The organism is Martinezella sp. CNPSo 3957 (assembly GCF_057784395.1).
In genome coordinates this window covers 135,402-149,166 of sequence record NZ_JBXSOU010000001.1, presented here as the reverse complement: position 1 = coordinate 149,166, position 13,765 = coordinate 135,402, and the positions used below count along the sequence as shown (strand labels likewise).

13 protein-coding genes and 1 pseudogene are annotated in these 13,765 nt (G+C 60.4%); 5 read left to right on the top strand and 9 right to left on the bottom strand.

The features are described 5' to 3' along the window. Nucleotides 1-11: 11 nt before the first annotated feature. Entirely contained in the window at nucleotides 12-797 is a 786-nt protein-coding gene (locus AC13QE_RS00680; protein ID WP_488482152.1) for a coniferyl-alcohol dehydrogenase, read from the top strand. A gap of 27 nt (nucleotides 798-824) precedes the next feature. Then, nucleotides 825-2,270, top strand: a complete 1,446-nt coding sequence (locus AC13QE_RS00675; protein ID WP_488482151.1) for an aldehyde dehydrogenase — start codon at nucleotides 825-827, stop codon at nucleotides 2,268-2,270. Nucleotides 2,271-2,319: 49 nt separating this feature from the next. On the opposite strand, the gene AC13QE_RS00670 is transcribed toward AC13QE_RS00675, so the two are convergent. Beyond that, nucleotides 2,320-2,955, bottom strand: coding sequence for a DsbA family oxidoreductase (locus AC13QE_RS00670; RefSeq protein WP_488482150.1), 636 nt, complete (start codon nucleotides 2,953-2,955; stop codon nucleotides 2,320-2,322). 39 nt (nucleotides 2,956-2,994) lie between these two features. Further along, entirely contained in the window at nucleotides 2,995-3,615 is a 621-nt protein-coding gene (locus AC13QE_RS00665) for an FMN-dependent NADH-azoreductase (protein WP_488482149.1), read from the bottom strand. 86 nt (nucleotides 3,616-3,701) lie between these two features. Here AC13QE_RS00665 and AC13QE_RS00660 point away from each other — a divergent pair, with 86 nt between their 5' ends. Then, nucleotides 3,702-4,079, top strand: coding sequence for a winged helix-turn-helix transcriptional regulator (locus tag AC13QE_RS00660; protein WP_132721632.1), 378 nt, complete (start codon nucleotides 3,702-3,704; stop codon nucleotides 4,077-4,079). A 260-nt stretch (nucleotides 4,080-4,339) separates the two neighbouring features. Here AC13QE_RS00660 and AC13QE_RS00655 read toward each other — a convergent pair whose 3' ends face one another. From AC13QE_RS00655 to AC13QE_RS00625, 7 genes and pseudogenes are all read right to left on the bottom strand, one after another. Continuing rightward, nucleotides 4,340-5,590 (bottom strand): adenylate/guanylate cyclase domain-containing protein, encoded by a 1,251-nt coding sequence (locus tag AC13QE_RS00655; RefSeq protein WP_488482148.1) that lies wholly within the window; start codon nucleotides 5,588-5,590, stop codon nucleotides 4,340-4,342. A 125-nt stretch (nucleotides 5,591-5,715) separates the two neighbouring features. Next, a pseudogene (locus tag AC13QE_RS00650) lies at nucleotides 5,716-7,137 on the bottom strand (ATP-binding protein); the annotation flags it as partial. Nucleotides 7,138-7,202: 65 nt separating this feature from the next. Continuing rightward, nucleotides 7,203-8,228, bottom strand: coding sequence for a mechanosensitive ion channel family protein (locus tag AC13QE_RS00645; protein ID WP_488482147.1), 1,026 nt, complete (start codon nucleotides 8,226-8,228; stop codon nucleotides 7,203-7,205). 70 nt (nucleotides 8,229-8,298) lie between these two features. Further along, nucleotides 8,299-8,718 (bottom strand): cupin domain-containing protein, encoded by a 420-nt coding sequence (locus AC13QE_RS00640; RefSeq protein ID WP_488482146.1) that lies wholly within the window; start codon nucleotides 8,716-8,718, stop codon nucleotides 8,299-8,301. 78 nt (nucleotides 8,719-8,796) lie between these two features. Beyond that, complete coding sequence (locus AC13QE_RS00635) at nucleotides 8,797-9,549, bottom strand: SDR family oxidoreductase (RefSeq protein WP_488482145.1); 753 nt, start codon at nucleotides 9,547-9,549, stop codon at nucleotides 8,797-8,799. Nucleotides 9,550-9,712: 163 nt separating this feature from the next. Continuing rightward, nucleotides 9,713-10,681, bottom strand: coding sequence for an MBL fold metallo-hydrolase (locus AC13QE_RS00630; RefSeq protein WP_132721644.1), 969 nt, complete (start codon nucleotides 10,679-10,681; stop codon nucleotides 9,713-9,715). Between the two features lie 307 nt (nucleotides 10,682-10,988). Then, on the bottom strand, nucleotides 10,989-11,444 hold the full coding sequence (locus AC13QE_RS00625; protein ID WP_488482144.1) for a carboxymuconolactone decarboxylase family protein: 456 nt from the start codon (nucleotides 11,442-11,444) through the stop codon (nucleotides 10,989-10,991). Nucleotides 11,445-11,718: 274 nt separating this feature from the next. On the opposite strand from AC13QE_RS00625, the gene AC13QE_RS00620 reads away from it, so the two are divergent. Both AC13QE_RS00620 and AC13QE_RS00615 read left to right on the top strand, forming a co-directional pair. Beyond that, the gene (locus AC13QE_RS00620) at nucleotides 11,719-12,504 is read left to right on the top strand and encodes an alpha/beta fold hydrolase (RefSeq protein ID WP_488482143.1); all 786 of its coding nucleotides are present in this window, start codon (nucleotides 11,719-11,721) and stop codon (nucleotides 12,502-12,504) included. A 41-nt stretch (nucleotides 12,505-12,545) separates the two neighbouring features. Next, nucleotides 12,546-13,526: an alpha/beta fold hydrolase gene (locus tag AC13QE_RS00615; protein ID WP_488482142.1), complete on the top strand. Its 981-nt coding sequence runs from the start codon at nucleotides 12,546-12,548 to the stop codon at nucleotides 13,524-13,526. Nucleotides 13,527-13,765: the final 239 nt, after the last annotated feature.

Genomic DNA, 13,765 nt, shown 5'->3' with positions numbered 1-13,765 from the left:
AAGGTAAAATCATGCTTTTCGGCAAGACCATCCTCATTACCGGCGTTGCCTCGGGCATCGGCGCGCGTGCTGCGGAGCTTGCGGGGCAGCTGGGGGCAGATGTCATCGGCGTGGATGTCCGGGAACCGTCATCGGGCATCAGCTCCTTCATCAAAGGGGATCTTTCGACCGCCGCTGGCGTCGAGGAAATAGTCAATCAACTGCCGAACCGCATCGATGCCTTGGCCAATGTCGCCGGCCTCTCCGGAAGCACCGGCGTCGCGGCGACACTGGCCGTCAACTTCTATGGTCTGCGCGCTCTTTCGGAAACTGTCGCACCTCGGCTGCGCGAGGGTGGAGCGATCGTCAACGTCGCGTCGATCGCCGGCTATGGCTGGCGCGCCAATCTGGAACGGGCAAAGACGTTGACTGCCATCCAGGGCTTTCCGGATGTGGCCTCTCTGGTCAGCGAGCATGGACTGAAGGACGAAGCGGGCTATCCGCTTTCCAAGGAACTGTTGCTGCTCTGGACGATGCGCGCAGCGCATCAGCCTCTCTTCAAGGCGCGCGGCATTCGCGTCAACGCCGTAAGCCCCGGTCCAGTGGAGACGCCGATTTTGAAACAGTTCCGCGCCGTGCTCGGCGATGCCCGCGTCGACAGCGATATCACCCGTGTCGGCCGCGCCGGCACATCGGCTGATATCGCGCCCGCCATTCTGTTCCTTTGCTCGGACGGCGCGCACTGGATCAACGGCGCCAACCTGCCGGTTGATGGCGGGTTGGAAGCCTCCATTAACGCCGAAGTGCTTGGTTTTTGAAATACCATCCTCATCAGGAGACAAGAGATGAACATTTCCCTTCTCATCAACGGCGTCGACAAGCCGGCCGCCAGTGGCCGCACCTACGACCGTCGTGATCCTTTCACCGGAGAGCTGGCAAGCACGGCGCCGGCGGCAGGACCCGAGGATGTCGCCGCCGCGATTGACGCTGCCTCCAGTGCCTTTTCCGCATGGTCGAGCACAGGCCCCGGACAGCGCCGCACGATCCTGGCCAAGGCTGCCGATATCATGGATGCCAAGGTCGGCGAGTTTACCAAGCTGATGATGGAGGAGACGGGCGCGACGGCGCCGTGGGCCGGTTTCAACGTCATGCTCGCGGCCAATATCCTGCGTGAGGCGGCCGCCATGACGACACAGATCGGCGGCGAGATCATTCCGTCCGATAAGCCCGGTACGCTCGCCATGGGCGTGCGTCAGGCCGCCGGCGTCTGCCTTGCCATCGCACCCTGGAATGCGCCTGTGATCCTGGCAACGCGCGCCATTGCGATGCCGATCGCCTGCGGCAACACCGTGATCCTCAAGGCCTCCGAGCAATGCCCCGGCACGCAGCGGCTGATCGCGACGGCGCTGACGGAGGCGGGTCTGCCTGCCGGCGTCATCAATGTCATCACCAATGCGCCGGAAGACGCGCCCGGTATCGTCGAGGCGCTGATTGCCCATCCCACCGTTCGCCGTGTCAATTTCACCGGCTCGACGAAGGTCGGCAAGATCATCGCCGAGCTGAGCGGCAAGCACCTGAAGCCCGCTCTTCTGGAACTCGGTGGCAAGGCACCTCTGGTCGTGCTTGAGGATGCAGATATCGACGGTGCCGTCAACGCGGCGATCTTCGGCGCCTTCATGCACCAGGGCCAGATTTGCATGTCGACCGAACGCATCATCGTGCATCAGGCGATCGCGGATGCTTTCGTCGCCAAGCTTGCGGCGCGTGCCGCCGTTCTGCCCGCCGGCGATCCGCGCGGCCACGTTGTCCTCGGCTCGCTGATCAGCTTGGACGCAGCCAAGAAGATGGAGGAGTTGATCGCCGATGCGCAGGCGAAGGGTGCCAAGCTGGTGGCCGGCGGCAAGCGTAACGGCACCGTGGTCGAAGCAACTTTGCTCGATTTTGTCACACCTGACATGCGGGTCTATTCGGAGGAATCCTTCGGTCCGGTAAAACCGATCATCCGCGTCGCAAACGAGGATGAGGCGGTGCGTGTTGCCAACGATACGGAATATGGCCTGTCGTCCGCCGTCTTCTGCCGCGACGTGCAGCGCGCGCTTGCGGTCGCGGGCCGCATCCAGTCCGGCATCTGCCACATCAATGGTCCGACCCTGCATGACGAAGCGCAAATGCCCTTCGGCGGCGTCAAAGGCAGCGGCTATGGCCGCTTCGGCGGCAGGGCGGCAATTGCCGAATTCACCGATCTCCGGTGGATTACCATCGAGGATCCGGCCCAGCATTATCCCTTCTGAGGGTCACGGCAGCTCTTCATGATCGCTGATATACGAGAGGAGTTTGACATCAGGCGGAGGCGGCGACACCAGCAGCCTCACGGATAGCGGCTGCAATCTCGTCTTCGCTGCGTCCCCCGTTGATGGCGATGCGTCCGCCGAAGACGAAGTGAGGAACTGACCCGACTCCGGCCGCCATCGACCGGGCCGCCTCCTGCTCGACACGTCTATGTTGTTCGGGATCGAGCGCTATCGCGCGGGCTTCTTCGCGTTCGAACCCATAGGCAACGGCGATATCCGCGAGGACATCGGCGTCCGAGATGTTCTTTGCTTCCAGAAAGTAAGCATCGGTGATCGCGACGGCGAGCTGATGCTGCGTGCCTCGCGCTGCAAGGATCAATCCGTGCGCTGCCTGTGTCCTGTAAGTCCAGGGCTGGCGGCTCAGGTCGAGGTCAAAGCCGGATATCCGCGCTTCGGCCTCCGGCCGACTGAATGCAGCCTTCGGATCCGTCACGCCATAGCGCGAGAGGAGAAGATCGGGGATGTAGAGGCCCTCCGCTGGCGCATCGGGAAGCAGAAGGACCGGGTGCTGACGGATATCCACGTCCAGCTCAGGGAAGCGTTCGGCCAGAACCTTATCGAGACGGTGGTGCCCGATGATGCACCACGGGCAGCTGATCTCGGTGTAAAGATCGATTTGCAGCATTATGTCATCCTTCTGATTGTTGAGCCGACGGTCTTGGATTTAGGCGACCTTCTCCAAGACCGTACGAACCTGGGCTTCGGCGGCTGCGATGGCGGCCTTGGCCGCTTCAGGGCCGAAGACGGTGCCTTCCACGCGGACGATTTCGACGTCGGTCAGGCCGATGAAGCCCAGGAGGTGGCGCAGATAGGCGGTCTGGAAATCAAAAGGGGCCCACTCGCCTTCCGCGAAGACGCCGCCTGCGGCAGCGACGAGATAGACCTTCTTGCCCCTCAGCAATCCCTGCGGCCTGCCGGCTTCGCTGTAACCAAAAGTCACGCCCGGCCAAGTGATATGATCGAACCAGGCCTTGAGCTGCGACGACAGGCCGAAATTGATCATGCCCGAACCCAAGACGATCACGTCAGCAGCCTTCACCTCGTCGACGAGCTCCTCGGCGAGGCCGACCGCCTTGACCTGCTCTGGCGTGCGCGTCTCGGGAGCCGCGACGCGGCCGTTAATATAGGCTTGCGCGATATGCGGCAGTGGGTTGGCCGCCAGATCGCGAGTCATAAGCGTGCCGCCCAAGCGAGCCTTTAAGCCTTCGGCGATTTCGGTCGCGAAACGGGTGGATAGGCCCTCGGCGCCACGAGGGCTCGAGGTAACGAGGAGGATGTTGGCCATGGTTGCTCCGACGTGAACAGGGTAGTAAACTCTTGTTACCGACACTATTAAGGTAACCGCCACATCCCTCGCAAGAAGGCACTCCTATGACACTTGGTGACATTGATTTTCCTACCCCGAGCGAAGGTGACGACTGCCGGATGGTTCGGGAAATCCTCGATCTCGTCGGCGACAAATGGACCCTGTACATCATCGCAACGCTCAAGGATGGACCAGTTCGCTTCAATGAACTGCGGCGTCGGATCGACGGCATCTCACAACGGATGCTGACGATTAACTTGCGCGGCCTCGAGCGCGACGGGTTGGTCAAGCGGACATTGTTTCCCACTATTCCGCCGCGCGTGGATTATGAATTGACGGATGTTGGACGCACACTTCTTGCGCCAGTCATGGGTCTCGTGACGTGGGCGAACACCAATCAGGAGAATATCCAGGACGCTCGCGTCCGATATGATGCGAGCTGAGGCGCGTGGGGACAGCTTTGAGCCAGTATCTTGCGGTGGCGAGATGGACCATGCCGAGAAAGCTGTTAGGTAATTGGTCGACTCACAGTCAACAAAACCGGATCCGTATGATGGGAAAGGTACGAATCGAGGACCGTCAACTTTCCAGTAGCTTAACAGGCTGAATATATACGATATATGTCATTTTCCATACATCGGAACTGGGTTGAATGAGCACAACCGCACGCCAACGTCAGCAATCTAGAGGAACGCGCTCGCGATCATCCGATCTGTATGCAAATCCCTTTGGCGCCATTGAGCAGCCGCCTCAAATGATAGCTGGCGAGCGGATCATCCGCATGTGCCCCAACTAGCGCAGCGAAGGCTGGCATGGCAGCGTCGTGATCTAGCTCGAGCTTTGTAAAGGCTTCCGTATACTGCGCCACGTCCAGGCCATCGAACTTCGCCACCGATAAAGGCTCGAAGGCGCGCAACGACTGGCTTCGTCCACGAAGCACAAGATCGCCAATCGGTCGTCCTCGGAAGTCCTCTGCCGCGTTCGCTACACTTTCACTGACGCAAATCCGCGTGCCCAGCGTCTTGTTCGCGGCCTCCAACCTCGCAGCCGTGTTGACCGTGTCGCCGTAGGCAGTGAAATCGAAAAATCGATCGCCGCCGAAATTCCCGACAAGCGCCGGGCCTGCATGAACACCGATGCGCGTCGCACCGAAATCGACGCCTTTCTGCTTCCAGCGCTTGCGAAACGCCTCAGCCCAGTGGTCGAGTGCTTGTGCGCAGGCGATCGCGCGGGTGGCGTAATCGGCCTGATCGCCCGGCGCATTGAACAGCACCTGAATGGCATCACCAATCACTTTAGCCACCGTTCCTTCATGCGCGAAGACGACATCCGTGAGACCACCGACATACTCATTGAGCAACTCGGCCAGCACCTCGGGAGCGGCCGTCTCGACGAGTGCGGTAAAGCTCGTGATGTCCGTAAAGATCACGGCGATGTCGCGCCAGCGTACCTGCATGTCATCATCATTCCCGCCTGTAGAGAGACGCTTGGCAAGTTCGGGCGAAAAATAACGGGATAACGACGCATGGGCGCGCTCCGCTTCCGCTTGGCGACGGCGTGCTTCGCGCAAGGTTTCGACGTGACGGATGGTCTTCAGGATGGTTGCTTCCAGATCGACGAAGTCGATTGGTTTAGTCAGAAAGTCGAACGCACCGCGATTCATTGCGGTTCGTATATTACTCATATCCCCATAGGCGGACACGATGATGGCCGACTTCCTGTCCTCCCGCTCCTGCAGTCTCGCCAGCAGTGAGAGACCATCCATGCGCGGCATGTTGATGTCCATGAGTACGAGATCGACATGGGGATGCTGCTCGATCGCCTGAAGTGCATCGACACCGTCATGCGCGAACACGAAACTGATGCGCCCGTCTCTGATTTGCCTCCGGAATTTCCGCAGAATAAGCGTCTCTAGGTCCGGCTCGTCGTCGACCACGAGAATGGTCGTGGTCATGGGGCCAGTCCAAATCTCGCCTCGCTGAATTGCTGTAACTTGCTGAAGTCGATCGGTTTCGTCACCAGACCCTCCGCACCCCCGATTCAGCACACCGCTCATCCCAGGCATGTCAATGTCGGAAGTCATGGCTTACTTCTCCTCGTCTCCAAAAAAATACTCCTCCGTGGCAACCGGACTATGAACTCGGTAAACGCGCCCGGTTCGGTCTCGACATCGATGCTGCCGCCGTGTTGTTTCACGATGATGTCGTGGCTCATGGAAAGCCCCAGACCAGTGCCTTCGCCGGGTGGTTTGGTCGTGAAGAATGGATTGAATATCTTCTCCCTGACATCTGCCGAGATGCCAATGCCGTTGTCGCGAATGCGGATTTCGACATGGTCTCCGCGGTTGTGCGTGCTGGCGCAGAGCTCGGCCTCAAAGCCCGGGACTTTTTTCCCGCTTCGCTCGGCAACGGCATCGAAGCCATTGGACATCAGGTTCAACAACACGCGCGCAATCTCCTGGGGGAATACTTCGGCAGAGCCGGCATCGCGATCGAACTTGCGCCTGAGCGTGACGTTGAACTGCGGCTTCTCGGCGCGCGCTCCGTGAAAAGCGAGGTTGAGACTGTCTTCGACCAATGCATTCACGTCCGTGAGCCGGTGTTCGCCGCCACCTCCCCGCGAGTGCAAGAGCATGTTCTTGACGATGGAATCGGCGCGCTTGCCGTGCAGCTCGATCTTTTGCAGATTGTCCTTCAACAGCCCGACCAATTCCTCGAGCTCATCGCGGACATTGTCGGAGAACGCGAGCGGCTCGATTGTATTGCTCAACTCATCCATCAGTTCGGCTGAGAGGGCGGCGAAATTATTGACGAAGTTGAGGGGGTTCTTGATCTCGTGCGCGATGCCGGCAGTAAGCTGACCAAGCGAGGCCAGTTTTTCGGTCTGCACAAGACGGTCCTGCGCGGCGCTGAGATCGTCGAGAGACTTAGCTAGCTGGCTCGTCCGCTCCTGCAGCTCTTCGAACAGCCGCGCGTTCTCGATCGCGATCACGGCCTGATCGGCAAACGTTTCGAGAAGATCGATCTGGCTGTCGCCGAATGTCCCAGGCTCGGCACGCGAAACGCCGATGGTGCCGATCGCGACGCCGTCGCAAAGCATCGGTACCACGATAATACTCCGGTATCCCCGAATGCGCGCCATATCCTTGACGGCCTGGGAGATGCCGGGTTCGGTTTCGATATCGGAGCGGAATGCCATGGCCGAGCTGAGTGCAACTCGGCTGTGAATCCCCGACGAAGTCAAGTGAGCCGGAAATGAAGATCGGATCTCGCCGTGGCTAGCCGGGCTTCCCGCCGTGCAGGCAGCCAGATGGAGCATGCCATCCATGACGCGCGTCACAAGCGCCGTTTGACCGCCAAGCAGCCGTCGCGAGCTCTCGGAAATAACGTCGAAAACCGGCTGTACGTCGGTTCGCGACATGGAAATGACATTGAGAATCTGCGCGGTAACCGCCTGGCGTTCCAGTGCAATTCCAAGCTCCGATCGTAGATCGGCGTTCTCGGCCGTCATAGAGCCTAGTTGCTGTTCAAGTTCGTCAATCCTGCGTCGAAGCTCGGCGTCCATGGCTAAGCCCTGCTGGACGAGAGCGGTCTGCTGATGGCTGGCGGTTCACCGCTGGCGACGGCCGTCACCCAGGACAGGCTCTCCGGCGGCATCGCCAATGAGAGGCCGTTCGTCTTGCAATGCCGATAGACGAGATCAATGACCTCATTTTTGGCGGACATCCTGCTCGCCGGGCTTGCCACGCAAAACTGCAGCTCAACCTCGATAGCCATTGCATCGATCGCTTTGAGCGCGACGGACGGCGGCGGAGTTTTAACGATACGCTCGCAGCTCCGCAGAACGCCCAGCATGAGGTCTTCAACGACAGACGGCGGCTGGGTGGCCGCAACGTGCATGGAAAGTGAAATCCAGTGCGTTTCGTCAGGACGGCTGAGATTGGTCATTCCCTGTTTCGCAAGCACGCTGTTGGGCAGAACGACGACATTGTGCCCGCCGGTCAAAAGATTGGTCGAGCGCCAGTTGGTTTCGGCGACGCGCCCTTCCGTCCCGTCGCCCAGCTGGATCCAGTCGCCGATGACGTAAGCACGACCGAGCGTGAGGGCGATCCCGGAAAAGACATCGGCAAGAGTGTTCTGCAGCGCCAGGCCGATGATGATGGCGACTACGCCGGAGGTGGCCACCAAAGGGCCGATCGGCGCTCCGAAGACGAAGCCGATGACTGCCAGAGCGACGCCGAGATAGACAACACCGACGATCAGATCCTGCAGCAGATGTGCTTCCCGCGGCTTGTGGTTGAGGGTGATATAGATCTGTACGAAACCAATCATCGTCCAAGCCAGATGGAGCCACCAGAGAACCCTTGCGGATTTGGCCAGCAGGATGCCGGCCTCCTGAAGCTCAAGATCGTCGAGGCGATAGGGCGAAATTCCACCCAGGCCGAGCACAAGACTCATGGTGCCGAAGAACAGGATTTGCACGATCAGGCGCCCGGTCGGACGGCTGCGTCCCTGGATATGCCAAATGACAATGCCAGCCAGCCCCAGCAGATTGATCAGGACGAGTGGCAGGAAATGATGTTCGCCAAACATGACGGGCTCACCGATGATGATTTTCTACAGGCGGTGCGGGCGAGTGCCGACGGCACCCGCCCCAATGCAGCTATTTCTTGATCGGGAAGGTCAGTTCCTTCTGGCTGCTGTCAACGACGAAGACGGCCAGCAGCTTCGCCGGCTTGGTCTTGCTGGCATTCTCGCTGACGCCATGGCGGTCGCCCGGCATTTCGGAGAAGTTCTCGCCGGCCTTGAAAACCTTGACGGGACCGTCATTGACCTGGCTTCGGATCGCCCCCTCCAGGACCGTCGCGTAGATGAAGGCCGAGGTAGGATGCGTGTGGCCTGGAGAGAAGCCGCCAGGGCCGTACTCGACCAGAATACCCTTGATGCTCTTGCCTGGAACATTCGGCAATTCATGTTCGTAGACGAGGGTAACCTTGGCATTTTTTTCGCCGGTCTCATTGGCGGCCGCGACCGTGGCAGACAAGAGAGCCGTCATGGCAAGGGTCAGGATTGATTTCATCATCTCGAATTTCCTTTCTTGAGAGCTAAGCAGTGCGCCGGCTGCTGCGGGACGTCGTCATCCGCTTATGTTTGTGGGCGTTCATTTCCGCGCGGAGGTTGCGAACCATTGTTCGAAGGTGATGTGACCGAGGCGGGGATTTTTGTCGGAGACAAGCGAGCCGTCCTCCAGCTTTGTGCCGAAATAGCGGGCTTCGGGGTCCCCTTCGACTTGGCGGGCATCGCCCATGGCCTTCAGATAGCGGGCGACGAGCTCATTTATCCGGACGCGTTCCGGACCCGAGATCTCGACAACGCCGTTGATGGGGGCCGCCAATGCAACGGCGGCCATGGCGTCGGCGACGTCATCGGAGGCGATCGGCTGCACGTAGGCCGTCGGCAGCCGCACAACGTTCCCGACTGTACCGGACTGGGCGATACCGCTTAAGAATTCCATGAACTGCGTCGAATGGACGATCGTATAGGGAATACCGGATTCGCGGATGATCTTTTCCTGGGCAACCTTGGCACGCATGTAGCCGCTTTCCGGCAGACGATCGACGCCGACGATGGAAAGAGCGATATGGTGCTTCACCCCGGCCTTCTTTTCCGCTGCCGCCAGATTGCGGCCTGCCGTCTCGAAGAATTCGAGCACGGCTTTGTCCTCGAAGGAGGGCGAGTTTGCGAGGTCCATGACGACGGAGGCGCCGGCAAGTGCCTCGGCCAATCCTTCACCGGTGATCGTATTGACGCCCGTATTGGGGGAGGCGGCGATGACTTCATGGCCCTGCTTGCGAAGGCGGTCGGCTGTCTTTGAACCGATGAGGCCGGTTCCGCCTATGATAACGATTTTCACGAGCTTCTCCTTTGCGGCCGCTTCGCGCACCGCATTGTTCATTCGTTTCTGAATGATTGGTCCGAGGATCGGGCCGGCCTTGCCGGTTCCGCAGATCCACTCGATTGAGCCGGGACGTGGCCTCAAAGGCCGCGTGCCGGCTCGGCTCCATTGCATTAGGCGGTCAGTAGTCCCAGAAGACCGGCACCCAGCGGAAGCGATCGCCGTCGGCTGCCACGTGGCCGACGGAGGGGAACGGCATATGAGTGGCCACCAGAAGCTCGCCGGTCTCCACCAACTCCCGCAGAAGACGAACGCGGACGCGGGCAGCTTCTTCTGGATCGTGTTCGAAGCCGTTGAACCAGTCGGGGTGATCGAAGCCGACGGCGAACACCGCATCGCCGGCAAACATCAGCCGGTCCTTGCCCGATGTCACGCGGACCACGCTATGGCCAGGTGTGTGGCCGCCGGTTCGAGAGACGACCACACCGGGCGCCACCTCGTGCTCATCATCGAACAATCTGAGGTGACTGTCGTATTCCTTCCTGAACTGCTTGGCGGCGGCCCGCAGCGCGTCCGGGAAGCCGGGCGGCATGGACACATGCGAGAAATCGGGCGCTTCCCAGAATTTGACCTCTGCCGTTGCCACATGGATCCGCAGGTCTCGACGCAACCGCTCCTTCACTCCGTCGACGAGCAGCCCGCCAACGTGGTCCATATGCATATGGGTCAGTACCACGTCGGTCACGGATCCAAGGTCGATGCCGGCAGCTTCCAGTCGCTTGATCAATTGTCCGGCCCGCGGCAGGTTCAATTCCGGATCCAGCCCCAAACCGGCGTCGATGAGGATCGTCTGCTTGCCGCTGCGCACCACGACCACGTTCAGCGCCCAGTCGAAAGCGTCGGGCGGCAGGAACATGTCGTTCAGCCAGGCCGCGCGATCGGCCGGGTCGGCATTGTATCCCAGCATCTTGGTCGGCAGCGGCAGCACGCCGTCGCTGATCACCAGCACCTCGATATCGCCGATCTGCACCGCGTAGCGCGACGGGACCAGTTCGTCGGCGCCTGTTCTCCCGACGCGTGAGTTGTTCTCCAAGCTCATGTTAGTCTCCTGTTGAGCAATCGTGTGAGGCTTTGTTTCTGTCTGCGACATGATGCGCTCCTGTTTTGCGTGATCTAAACGGTCACAAGCCACGGCCCGGATCTTATGTTGCGGGGCGTTTGGCGGTCGATCCGGCCAAGGGAGAGGAAAAGCCATACCGGAGGATAGGGCAGCCCATGCTCTCGGGGGGGCCGCGGCGGGACACTTGGCAGCAAAGAGGCTGACATGAATTCTGGCCGGCCGAACGATGTCCTGCCGCTCGGTCCTGCTCGTGGATGGCGCGTCACCTGTCAAAGGTTGTGGATTGGATATTGCCGGGCGGATGCATCCGCCCGACCCACTCGCATCTGGTCAGCGATCAGGCAGCACGCCTGTGATCCGCCGGATGCTGCAGCCGGAAGCCGATCGCCAGCCGGTTCCAGGCATTGATCATGGCGATGCCGATAGACAATGCCAGAAGTTCGTCCTCCGAAAAGACGCTATGTACAGTTTCATAGTCGGCATCCGGCGCATGGCTCTCGGCGACATTGGTCAGGGACTCGGCCCATGCCAGCGCCGCACGCTCGCGATCCGTGTAAAGCTGGGATTCATGCCAGGCATCCAGCAAGAGCATACGCTCTTCCGTCTCGCCCAGCTTGAGCGCATCCTGACGATGCATGTGCAGGCAATGGGCGCAGCCGTTGATCTGCGACACGCGCACCTTGACGAGCTCCATCAGTTTGGGATCGAAACTTTTGGCAATCCAGGCCTCGACGGCGACGAGGCCATCGATCCCGTCATTCTTCCTGGCCAATATGTTCAAACGCTTGGTCATCCTGTTCTCCGTTGATTGATTACGATCGGAACGCTGGGCTTGTCGCCCGGATCACCAGCTATCCCCGGCGCCGTGGATCAACCATCTGGCCGGAAGGTGCGTCTGGCTGCTCTCTGATGTAGCGGTGCCCCGCCGATCGATCAGATTTCTCGCCGGCTGCGCCACATCATCCTATCCCTTAGCATTGGATGGGTGCATCTCACGTAGAATGGTTTGCGGCCGCAAACCCACGCATTCTCCCGGCATAGGCAACCGCTACGTTAGGAGAAAGCAGATGCTCAAAATCATAAAGGTCTTGGCGCTTGGCGCCGCGATCGCCACGCTGACGGTCGCCAGCGCACAGTCCCAGGATCGCGATCTTAAACCGACAATCATTCTGGTTCATGGCGCCTTTGCTGAATCGTCGGGCTGGGATGCCGTGATTACCCGCCTGACGAAGGATGGCTATGTGGCGATCGCAGTGGCCAACCCGCTTCGCGGCGTTGCATCGGATGCCGCATCCGTCGCATCCGTTGTCCATTCGGTCCGCGGCCCGGTAATCCTGGTGGGCCATTCCTATGGCGGACCGGTCATCACCGAAGCCGCGAACGGCAGTCCGAACGTGAAAGCTCTCGTTTACGTTGCTGGTTTCATGCCGGATACCGGTGAATCCAGCGTCACCCTATCGGCAAAATTCCCAGGCAGCACACTTGCCGACACACTCGCGCCCGTGACGCTGCCTGATGGCAAGCAGGACCTCTATATCCAACCATCCAAGTTTCGTCTCCAGTTCGCTGCCGACGTTTCGGACGACAAGGCCGCGCTGATGGCTTTAACGCAGCGACCCGTCGCCCAAGCCGCGCTTGCCGAACCCTCCGGCGTCGCGTCATGGAAGCTGCTGCCCTCCTACATGATCTACGGGTCTTCCGACCGCAGCATTCCGCCAGCGGTCATGCAATTCATGGCCGAGCGGGCACATGCCGTGAAGACTGTCGTGATCAACGGAGCCTCGCACGCACTCATGGTCTCGCATCCCGGCGAGGTCACCGCTCTCATCGAAGAGGCGGCATCCGCCCAATGATTGGCCGCTACTCCACTTTAATCATCGGGAAAGATAGAAATATGCGGGACATTCCAAACCCATCGGCCGTTAGCCTCTCACGCCGCGACGCCCTGCTCGGCAGCCTCATTGCCGGTATCGCAGCCGGCTTGCCCGCGGTTGCCGCCGCAAAGACTCCGAAGCAGCCTCTCTCCGTCAGCAGCAACCACGGAAAACAAACAACGAGCACGCTCACCACCAAGGACGGCACGGAAATCTATTACAAGGACTGGGGAACCGGCCCGGTTGTCACCTTCTCCCACGGCTGGCCGCTGAATTCCGATGCTTGGGACGGTCAGATGCTCTTCCTCGCCCAACGCGGCTTCCGCGTCGTGGCGCACGATCGCCGCGGTCATGGACGCTCCAGTCAGCCGACGTCGGGCAACGACATGGACGGATACGCCGACGATCTGGCCGCCGTTATCGAGACGCTGGACCTGAGGGACGCAACGCTGGTCGGCCACTCTACCGGCGGCGGCGAGGTCGCGCGCTATATCGGCCGGCATGGCACGAAGCGCGTCGCCAAGGCCGTCCTTATCGGCGCCGTGCCGCCGATCATGGTCAAATCGGCGACCAATCCTGAAGGTCTGCCGATCGAGGCCTTCGATGCGATCCGCGCCGGTCTTGCCAAGGATCGTTCACAGTTCTACCGAGACTTCGCCCTGCCATTCTACGGTGCAAATCGATCGGGCTCGGGTGTCTCCCAAGGCACCCTCGATCAGTTCTGGCGCTTGAGTATGCAGGCCGGCCTGCTCAACGCCTATGAATGCGTCAAGGCATTCTCCGAAACCGACTTTACGGAAGACTTGCGGAAGTTCGACGTGCCAACACTCGTCCTGCATGGCGAAGACGACCAGATCGTTCCGATCCAGGATTCCGCCGTCAAATCCGCGCGGCTGATCAAGGGTGCCAAGGAGATCTACTATCCCGGCGCGCCCCACGGCCTCACCGCCACCCATCAAGACCAGGTCAACGCCGACCTGCTCGCCTTCCTCAAGGCTTGAGCTGGCACGGCTCGCGGGGCAAGCCGCCGTCCTCCGCGAGCCGTCCTGAACTGGCGCGGCTTTGCCGCGCCAGTTCTTCAATCCCTTTCCATCATCGTTCTCTCGGAGCTCGTCCAACACGCAGCAGACTTGGCCCATAACCACCTGCGGCTTTTGGCTGAGACAGGAAGCATCCGAGTGGATCCCGGATACCACTGAGGCTTGACAGTTTTCCACCAGCGCGGCGATGGCGCCGCCAA